Genomic DNA, 9,330 nt, shown 5'->3' on the forward strand with positions numbered 1-9,330 from the left:
GTCTGTGTCTGTGTCTGTGTCTGTGTCTGTGTCTGTGTCTGTGTCTGTGTCTGTGTCTGTGTCTGTGTCTGTGTCTGCAGGACGAGTAAACTCATCATTAATAGCTTGTACTACTTCATTTTTTACAATTAATTGTGCTTCATCTTCTTTAAGTGCAATTTCCACTGAAGATTCATATTCGCTATGGGGCAGTGGAATACCAGTCTCAACAAGTATATCGAAAGTTTTTTTATCTTGATTAGGGCTGGTAAATTGCGCCAGAGTCTCATCGGAAGGACAAGTTAACTGACTGTCTGATTTTAGCTTTTTTATATTATGATTTATAAAAGCATTAGGGTTAGTTTGATAAATGGCCACCATTGCTCCAAACACGTTAGTCCCCCAGGATTTTGCATGATTAGAGGCCACAGCCCAAAGAGTGTCCGCTGAAGTTTTATCAATCATGCAGCCGGATGTAGCTGGAGCTGAAGATACAGTACTTTTTGTGGAAGTGGGCGCGGTAGTGGTAGAGCGCCCATAACTGTATTCAGGTTTTGCCAAGCTGTCTTTGGCTACGGCTTGATAACGCTGCTTGTAAGCATCTGAAGATTTCATGGTTTTAATCGCAAAGGGCTTGTTGACCTGGGTGCTCGCTGAGATTTTATTCATGTCGTTGTTAAACAAACTGATCGGAGAATATTGCTGCCATTTACCATCACGATACTCAGACACAATAAGCGACGAGTTTGGGTCAATAATTTTTTCTTCGCCACGTAATACAAAGGTATTTTGCCGATGATCATCGACAAGGAGTTTTTCAAGCACTACGGTATTTTTATATTTCTGACGAATATAAAAAGTTAATAGAGAAACATCATTATGGTCACTGACAACATTAACATTCAGTTTAGGTAATTCGCCAGCCTCAAATCCCATTGTTTCAATACCAATATGGCTCACATCAGCAATTACAGTTTGGCTTAACGAGCCAACTGTTAACCCCGCTAACGCGAAACATATCTGAAAGGCTTTCATTGATTAATCCTTTATCTTTTTTATCTTGGCATTCGATTTTTATAGACTTTAATCGATACTGAAATATCTATTGGTTGCTATGACGCATGATATAAAACATTACAACTATATAGAATGAGTCTCGTTAACCGCAACTAAAGTCTAATAAATTCTTAGGGTCATCTTTAAAAAACCAAATGCTTAGCCTGTAAAGCCTCAAAAGTGCGTCGATCAGCTGACACATCATTATATTGCGCCAAAATATGGGGTGCAGGACAATTTAATGACGCATCTTTTAACAGTAAATGTATACGCTGTTTAGAGAAGGCTTTGGTATTCACTTCGAATATGGCTAACATTGCGCCATACACATTGGTATTCCATTGCAGTTTGTACCTATTGGCAATTTTCCATAAAGTTTCATTGTCTGAATTATTTACCAAACAATCTGGCACAATCGTCGGTAATTGCATTACTTTTTTAAGAGGGCTGTCCTCTATTGCCACTGAAGGCTTGACGCTGTTCGCCATGCCAGTCTTTTTTTGCTTTAATAGCGAATTATCAAGGTTCACACCTGAGGTTAATTCAGCCGCATTATTTGATAAAGGTGCATCAAATACCGGTAGAGAGGCTATTTGAAGCCAATCTGCGTTTCGAAAAATTGAGACTATCAGCTTAGCCTGCCTATCCATTATCAATCCATCCCCTTGCAAATGTATTAAGTAGGGATTGATTCTGCTAGCGGTAAGTGTCAGCTCGACAGCATGTTGGCCACTACCTTGTTTGATAGTGAAATAAAACTGATTTAAATCTTTGTGCTTTGAAATAAAATTCACTTTTAATGACGGGGCTTGGTTTATAGCAAACTGACGACTATTAATACTGACATGTGAGACTTCAGCAGATAACATACTGCAATAAAAAGTCATTATTAATATTAGGCTGTTAATCATAAACCCAAGTTTTTTCATTGCGCGACCCTGTTATGCATTCGGAATATTATATTTATCTGATAACGTTACACTAATTACTCATTAGAATGAACATCCTAAATTGCCTTTTGGAAAACTATGCCTGTGTATGTTGAAGTTGCCTTACCTGTCCCACTGCGAAGAAACTTCAGTTATCGTGTTGCAGAAAAACACGTCTCGGCGCTTGCCGTTGGTTTACGGGTTAAAGTACCTTTCGGACGCCAGCAACTTATTGGCTTAATCACTGCGATAACGGATCAATGCGATTTAGCCGAGAACCAAATAAAAAACATCACTCAAGTTCTCGATACCCAAGCGATATTGCCAGATGCTTTATATAAGCTAACGTTATGGGCGGCACGCTATTACTTTACTAGCCAGGGCCAAATGCTCAGCCAGGCTTTACCTGTTGCCTTACGAAAAGGGGCTGACACCGCCCCGCAAGAAATCATCCAATATTGCTTAACCAGCCAAGGGCAAGCTGTGCAGGTTAGCATGCTAAACCGCGCCCCCGCACAAAAAAAATTATTCGACGATCTGAAAGATCACCCATTAACCCATGACGAATTTGTCAGCCTTGAATACAGCAAGGCAGCACTAAAAGCATTAGAAGATAAAGGCTGGGTTGAACGAAAGGCACAAACTATCACAATCGATTTAAGTTGGCGCCAACAACTCGATATCACTGAAACACCCCATAAATTGAACAAACAGCAGGCGGTAGCGGTATCGATACTCAATCAACAACAAGGCTTTAATTGCAGCCTACTTGAAGGCGTAACGGGTTCGGGTAAAACGGAAGTTTATCTATCTGTGCTTGAAGCCATTTTAATGCAAGGCAAACAAGCGCTGATTTTAGTGCCTGAAATAGGCTTAACGCCACAAACCATTAATCGCTTCAAACGGCGTTTTGCCGTAAACATTGCCGTTATCCACTCTGGTTTAACCGACAACCAACGTCTTGATGCTTGGCGCCAAGCCAGAAGTGGACAAGCTGCGATTATTATTGGTACCCGTTCGGCACTTTTTACGCCCATGTTGTTCCCCGGAATTATTATTTTAGATGAAGAGCATGATGCCAGCTTTAAGCAACAAGAAGGCGTACGTTACCATGCCCGTGATCTAGCCGTAATGCGCGGTCATTATGAAGATATTCCGGTCATATTAGGCACTGCAACCCCTTCTTTAGAAACATTACAAAACGCCATATCTGGACGTTACCACCACCTAACATTAGGTGAACGAGCGGGAGCTGCGCAGAAGGTTAAGCAAGGGATTATCGATATCACCAACCAGCCACTTAAAAACGGCATGTCATCGTCTCTAATTAATGAAATGCGCATGCACCTAGATGCTGGCAATCAGGTACTGTTATTTTTAAATCGCCGCGGCTTTGCACCCGCACTGTTGTGCCATGAATGCGGCCACTTGCATGAGTGCGATCGCTGTGACGCATTTTTTACAGTGCATCAAGGCTTAAATGAAATTTGCTGCCACCATTGCGGTAATCAGTATGCGATCCCTAAACAATGTCATCAATGCGGTAGCACCATGTTGATGGGGCACGGTTTGGGCACAGAGCAACTTGAACAAGCACTTACCACCCTTTTTCCCACTTATCCTGTGGTTCGTATTGATCGCGACACCACCAGACGTAAAGGTTCGCTAGAAAAACAACTGCACGGCATTCATAAAGGCGAATACAAAATACTGGTTGGAACGCAAATGCTGGCCAAAGGGCATCATTTTCCGGATGTGACGTTAGTGGGCTTGCTCGATGTAGATGGGGCATTATTCAGTGCTGACTTTCGCGCCCCTGAACGTTTTGGCCAGCTATACACTCAGGTTTCAGGTCGAGCAGGCCGCGCAGACAAACCCGGTAAAGTACTATTACAAACCCACCAGAGCGACAATGTCTTGCTGCGCAGTTTATTACGTCAGGGCTACGGCGATTTTGCCCGAGAACAACTTAAGGAGCGGCAACTAGCACAACTGCCTCCCGCCTGGCACATGGTACTCATTCGCGCAGAAGCTCATTCAGCAGCCGACGCAGACGCGTTTTTAACCAAAGTCAGTCAACTTTTACCCCAAGACAAAGCCTTTGAAATAATCGGTCCTATTCCAGCCCCACTGGATCGCAAAGCCGGTAAATATCGTCGGCAGTTGATGTTTCAAGCCAAAACACGCCAAAGGCTTCAGCTTGAGTTTGAAAAAATCTTAAACTTAATCGAGCAACTGCCTGAAACCAAAAAATGTCGCTGGAGTATCGATCGTGATCCACAAGATTTAATGTAATTGACTGCTATTAGGACGCTTAATTGCCTCAGAATGATGAATCTTAAAAAATTCTATCAAGTACATAGCAATTTACCCCCATAAGCGGCTAAAATATGCGGTTCTGTCGTGTCATTCATTAACGAATTTAGTGCAAGCAAAGGCCCATGAAATCACATATTGAATCTTTACTACAACAAACCATCGCCTCGTTCCAACAACAAGGTATTGTGCCAGCTGATTTTCAAGCGCGTATTCAAGTGGACCGCACTAAAGATAAAAGCCATGGTGACTTAGCCACCAACCTTGCAATGATGCTCACTAAAGTGGTGGGCAAACCGCCGCGTGAAGTCGCTCAACTTATTATCGACACGTTACCAAAGTCTTCCCATGTGGCTAAAGTGGCTATCGCAGGCCCGGGTTTTATTAACTTTTTCATTGATGACAATGCCCTAGCCAACCAATTGCAACAGGCGCTTAATGATGATCACTTAGGTGTGCCATTACCGGCCAAGCAAAATATCGTTGTTGACTACTCTTCACCCAATCTAGCCAAAGAAATGCACGTAGGGCATTTACGTTCAACCATTATTGGTGACAGCGTAGTCCGCGCATTGGAGTTTTTAGGTCATAACGTTATTCGTCAAAATCATGTAGGCGACTGGGGCACCCAGTTCGGTATGTTGCTAGCTTATATGGAAGAATTACGAGCGGCTCAAGGTGAACAGGCCGCCTTAGAATTATCTGATTTAGAAAACTTTTACCGTGCTGCCAAAGTTCGCTTTGATGAATCAACTGAGTTCGCAACTCGCGCGCGTCAGTTAGTGGTAAAACTACAGTCGGGTGATACTTACTGCAACAAATTATGGCGTGAGTTTAATGATATCTCACTTAGCCATTGTTTGGACGTATACCAGCGTTTAGGTGTTAGCTTAACCCGCGAAGATGTCCATGGCGAAAGTGCCTACAATGCCGATTTAGATCAAGTTGTTGCTGACTTAGATGCCCAAGGTTTATTAACCGAAAGTAACGGCGCCAAAGTCGTATTTCAAAATGAATTTAAAACCAAAGAGGGTGAACCTCTTCCTGTTATCATTCAAAAAGCCGATGGCGGTTATTTGTATGCGACGACTGACTTAGCCGCAATGCGTTATCGTTCAAATGTACTCAAAGCGGATCGTGCGTTGTACTTTGTGGATTTACGTCAAGCGCTGCACTTCCAGCAGGTATTTAATCTTGCGCGCCTAGCTAAATTTGTTCGTCCAGAGATGACGTTAGAACATACAGGCTTTGGTACCATGAACGGCGAAGACGGCCGCCCATTCAAAACTCGAAGCGGTGGCGTCGTTAAGCTGGTTGATTTATTAGATGAAGCCAATGTACGTGCGCTGGAATTAGTGCGTAGCAAAAATCCTGATATGGATGAGCAAACCTTAACTGAAATTGCCCGAGTAGTAGGGATCAGCGCGGTTAAATATGCTGATTTATCCAAAAACCGCACCAGTGATTATATTTTTAGCTTCGAGCAAATGCTGAGCTTTGAAGGTAATACCGCGCCTTACCTACTTTACGCTTACACTCGCGTCGCGGGTATTTTCAAGCGTGCTGACAACATCGACCTAAGTCAGGCAAAAATTGTACTTGAGCACGAGAAAGAAAAAGACTTAGGGACTAAGCTTGCGCAGTTTAATGAAGTGCTAACCCGCATGACAGACAAAGGTCAGCCGCACGTATTATGTGCCTACCTCTATGAGCTAGCCAGCGAGTTCTCAAGCTTCTACGAAGCCTGCCCCGTTCTGGCGGCCGACACCGACGCGCAAAAGCAAAGCCGTCTGTTATTAGCCCAATTAACAGCTAACACCTTAAAAACTGGCTTATCGTTATTAGGCATTGAAACCTTAGAGCGCATGTAAATATGAGCCGAGATTATGCCAATCGCAAACCTAAATCGGCCGCTAAGGCCGGTAAAGGGGCGCGTTCGTCAAAACGAAACACCTCATCAAGCAATATGCCCTTGATACCTTGGTTGCTAGCCATCGTATTGGTATCTGGATTTGGTTACTTTTTATGGACCATTAAAGGCAGCTCAGAAGACGTAGCGCCTGCAATCAACACAGCGACAAAGTCGACAGCCACAGACAAGCAAGCAACTAAACCAGCAGTGGCCAAAAAAGATCCCAATGCCTTACCACCAAAACCTCAAGAAGAATGGACTTATCTTGAAGAGTTAGAAAATAAAAGTGTAGACGTTGATGTGCCTAATTCAGGCGTCGTCTCGAGTGGTTTATATCAAATGCAATGTGGCTCGTTCCGCCAAGAAAGCCAGGCCAATGAAATGAAAGCGCGCATTGCTTTCATGGGGATGGAAGCCTTGGTCAAACGCTCAGAAGGCACTAACGGTGTATGGTATCGTGTCGTTTTAGGGCCATTTGAAAGCAAGCGTGATGGCGAACGTGGCCGCCATAAAATGCAAAAAGCGGGCATCAATACCTGCCAGATTTGGTTATGGCAATAAGGCTATTTTATACCTAAAAATGAAAGCCCGAGACATCGGGCTTTTTCATAAACGAATGTTAACCTTTCTAACTTGAAAACCGCCAATCACTCCCCCATATCCTTTATATCAATTAGCAGAAGGCTTTTTATACCTGCTGAATTTAGTGAAGAGGATTTACTGTGACTACAATCGTATCTGTACGCCGTAATAACCAAGTTGTCATCGCAGGTGATGGCCAAGTGTCTTTGGGCAACACTGTCATGAAGGGCAATGCACGAAAAGTACGCCGCCTTTATAACAACCAAGTCTTAGCGGGTTTTGCTGGCGGCACAGCTGATGCATTTACCTTATTTGAACGTTTCGAAACTAAACTTGAAATGCATCAAGGTCACTTACTTAAGTCAGCCGTCGAACTAGCCAAAGATTGGCGCACCGACAAAATGCTGCGTAAGTTAGAAGCCATGTTAGTGGTTGCTGATACCAAAGAATCATTAATTATTACCGGTAACGGTGATGTTGTTCAGCCTGAACACGATTTAATTGCCATAGGTTCTGGTGGTAACTATGCTCACGCTTCTGCACTTGCCTTACTGCAAAATACCGAATTAAGCGCCCGTGACATTGCAGAAAAGTCACTGACCATCGCTGGCGATATTTGTGTATTCACCAATCAATTCAAAACCGTTGAAGAGCTGAATTATTAATTCGAGCGAAAGGAAAAATTATGTCTGAAATGACCCCTCGTGAAATTGTCCATGAACTCGATTCGCACATTATTGGCCAAAAAAATGCCAAACGCTCAGTTGCGGTAGCCCTTCGTAATCGCTGGCGCCGTATGCAACTAGACGCATCTTTACGTCAAGAAGTGACCCCGAAAAATATTCTCATGATCGGCCCAACGGGTGTCGGTAAAACTGAAATTGCCCGCCGGTTAGCTAAATTGGCTAATGCCCCTTTCATCAAGGTAGAAGCCACTAAATTTACCGAAGTGGGTTATGTCGGCAAAGAAGTTGAGCAAATCATTCGCGATTTAACTGACTCTGCGGTGAAAATGACCCGCGAACAGCAAATGAAGAAATGCCGTTTTCGTGCCGAAGAACTTGCCGAAGAGCGTATTTTAGATGCTTTACTGCCTAAGCCAAAAGAAGATTGGGAAACCGAGAAAAAAGAGGATTCAGGCACTCGTCAAATCTTCCGTAAAAAACTGCGTGAAGGCCAGCTAGACGATAAAGAAATTGAAATTGATGTTACTGCGCCTCAAATTGGTGTTGAAATCATGTCTCCACCAGGCATGGAAGAAATGACCAATCAGCTTCAAGGCTTATTTCAAAACTTAGGCCAGAACACCTCTAAGCGTAAAAAGATGAAAATCAAAGATGCTTATAAACAATTGATCGAAGATGAAGCGGCAAAGTTAGTTAATCAGGAAGATTTAAAAGAACAAGCCATCGAGTTAGTCGAACAGCATGGCATCGTGTTTTTAGATGAAATTGACAAAATTTGTAAACGTGGTGAAACCTCTGGTCCTGATGTATCGCGTGAAGGTGTGCAACGCGACCTTCTACCTTTAGTCGAAGGTTGTACGGTAACCACCAAGCACGGTATGGTAAAAACAGACCATATTTTGTTTATCGCCTCAGGTGCATTCCAGATGTCAAAACCATCTGATTTGATCCCTGAATTACAAGGTCGTTTACCTATTCGCGTTGAGTTAGATGCGTTATCTGCTAACGATTTCAAACGCATTTTAACAGAACCACATGCCTCACTTACCGAACAGTACGTGGCTTTGATGGGCACTGAAGGTGTCACTGTCGAGTTTGTTGAATCAGGTATTGAGCGTATCGCAGAGGCCGCTTGGCAAGTGAACGAGCGCACTGAAAATATCGGCGCGCGTAGACTGCATACGGTAATGGAAAAGCTGATGGAAGAGATATCTTATGATGCCTCAGAAAAGTCAGGTTCAACCTTCGTGATTGATGCCGAGTATGTGAATAAGCACTTAGATACTTTCGTACAAGATGAAGATCTAAGCCGCTTTATTCTTTAGACACTGGATCACTATCAAGCTGAAATGATGTCTTAACATGTCACGTTTAGGCATGATAAAAATGGGATTAACGCCAAAATCGAGTATGATTAAAATCCTCGATTTATCGTTAATCCTTTTTTATGGTAACCACTTTTTATAGGTAATAACATGTCAGAAGCCACCCCAAACGTTATTGGCATTAAACTAAAGCGTAAGTCTAAGTTGTTAGAAGTGAGCTTTGACAACGGCGAAATGTTTAACATCAGCTGTGAAATGCTTCGTGTGCACTCACCATCTGCAGAGGTTCAGCAGCATGGTAACCCGATTTTAGTGACCCACAAAAAAGAGGTTAATATCAACGCAATTGAAGCTGTTGGTAATTATGCCGTAAAAATTGTATTTGACGATGGCCATGATACTGGGCTGTTTTCATGGAAAATTCTTTATGAATTAGGTAGTCATCAAGTGGAAATTTGGGAACGATATTTAGCACGTCTTCGAGCAGAGAAAGGATCTCGCGAAGCATTGATTTCGATGAATATAAAATATTCGTAATGACAAGC

General features: G+C 43.0%; 8 protein-coding genes. 6 read left to right on the plus strand and 2 right to left on the minus strand.

All coding sequences use genetic code 11. From position 1 onward, the window contains the following. Together ORI98_RS14855 and ORI98_RS14860 are read right to left on the minus strand one after the other, a co-directional pair. The coding region (locus ORI98_RS14855) for a FimV/HubP family polar landmark protein (protein ID WP_306135750.1) at positions 1 to 1,014 on the minus strand (1,014 nt) is incomplete at its 3' end. 164 nt (positions 1,015 to 1,178) lie between these two features. Beyond that, positions 1,179 to 1,964: a FimV/HubP family polar landmark protein gene (locus tag ORI98_RS14860; protein WP_306135751.1), complete on the minus strand. Its 786-nt coding sequence runs from the start codon at positions 1,962 to 1,964 to the stop codon at positions 1,179 to 1,181. 99 nt (positions 1,965 to 2,063) lie between these two features. Between ORI98_RS14860 and priA the strand changes: the two genes are divergently transcribed. The 6 genes from priA (at position 2,064) to ORI98_RS14890 (ending at position 9,322) form a co-directional block, all read left to right on the plus strand. Further along, positions 2,064 to 4,259: a primosomal protein N' gene (gene priA / locus ORI98_RS14865; RefSeq protein WP_306135752.1), complete on the plus strand. Its 2,196-nt coding sequence runs from the start codon at positions 2,064 to 2,066 to the stop codon at positions 4,257 to 4,259. Positions 4,260 to 4,405: 146 nt separating this feature from the next. Further along, a complete protein-coding gene (gene argS, locus ORI98_RS14870) occupies positions 4,406 to 6,151 on the plus strand; it encodes an arginine--tRNA ligase (RefSeq protein WP_261299995.1) in 1,746 nt (581 codons plus the stop codon). A 2-nt stretch (positions 6,152 to 6,153) separates the two neighbouring features. Further along, entirely contained in the window at positions 6,154 to 6,753 is a 600-nt protein-coding gene (locus ORI98_RS14875; protein WP_261299996.1) for an SPOR domain-containing protein, read from the plus strand. 161 nt (positions 6,754 to 6,914) lie between these two features. Next, positions 6,915 to 7,439: an ATP-dependent protease subunit HslV gene (gene hslV / locus ORI98_RS14880; RefSeq protein ID WP_188842477.1), complete on the plus strand. Its 525-nt coding sequence runs from the start codon at positions 6,915 to 6,917 to the stop codon at positions 7,437 to 7,439. A gap of 20 nt (positions 7,440 to 7,459) precedes the next feature. Continuing rightward, positions 7,460 to 8,785 (plus strand): HslU--HslV peptidase ATPase subunit, encoded by a 1,326-nt coding sequence (gene hslU / locus ORI98_RS14885; protein WP_261299997.1) that lies wholly within the window; start codon positions 7,460 to 7,462, stop codon positions 8,783 to 8,785. A gap of 150 nt (positions 8,786 to 8,935) precedes the next feature. After that, the gene (locus ORI98_RS14890; protein ID WP_188842473.1) at positions 8,936 to 9,322 is read left to right on the plus strand and encodes a gamma-butyrobetaine hydroxylase-like domain-containing protein; all 387 of its coding nucleotides are present in this window, start codon (positions 8,936 to 8,938) and stop codon (positions 9,320 to 9,322) included. The last annotated feature ends 8 nt before the right edge of the window (positions 9,323 to 9,330 follow it).

Origin of the sequence: Shewanella sp. ULN5 (genome assembly GCF_030731885.1) — a bacterium.
GTDB classification, from domain to species: domain Bacteria; phylum Pseudomonadota; class Gammaproteobacteria; order Enterobacterales; family Shewanellaceae; genus Shewanella; species Shewanella holmiensis.

Bases quoted from the DNA above. Each gene is read 5' to 3' on its own strand.
- argS (WP_261299995.1), top strand. From the start codon at position 4,406: ATGAAATCACATATTGAATCTTTACTACAACAAACCATCGCCTCGTTC.
- priA (WP_306135752.1), top strand. From the start codon at position 2,064: ATGCCTGTGTATGTTGAAGTTGCCTTACCTGTCCCACTGCGAAGAAAC.
- ORI98_RS14890 (WP_188842473.1), top strand. From the start codon at position 8,936: ATGTCAGAAGCCACCCCAAACGTTATTGGCATTAAACTAAAGCGTAAG.
- ORI98_RS14860 (WP_306135751.1), bottom strand. From the start codon at position 1,964: ATGAAAAAACTTGGGTTTATGATTAACAGCCTAATATTAATAATGACT.
- ORI98_RS14875 (WP_261299996.1), top strand. From the start codon at position 6,154: ATGAGCCGAGATTATGCCAATCGCAAACCTAAATCGGCCGCTAAGGCC.
- hslU (WP_261299997.1), top strand. From the start codon at position 7,460: ATGTCTGAAATGACCCCTCGTGAAATTGTCCATGAACTCGATTCGCAC.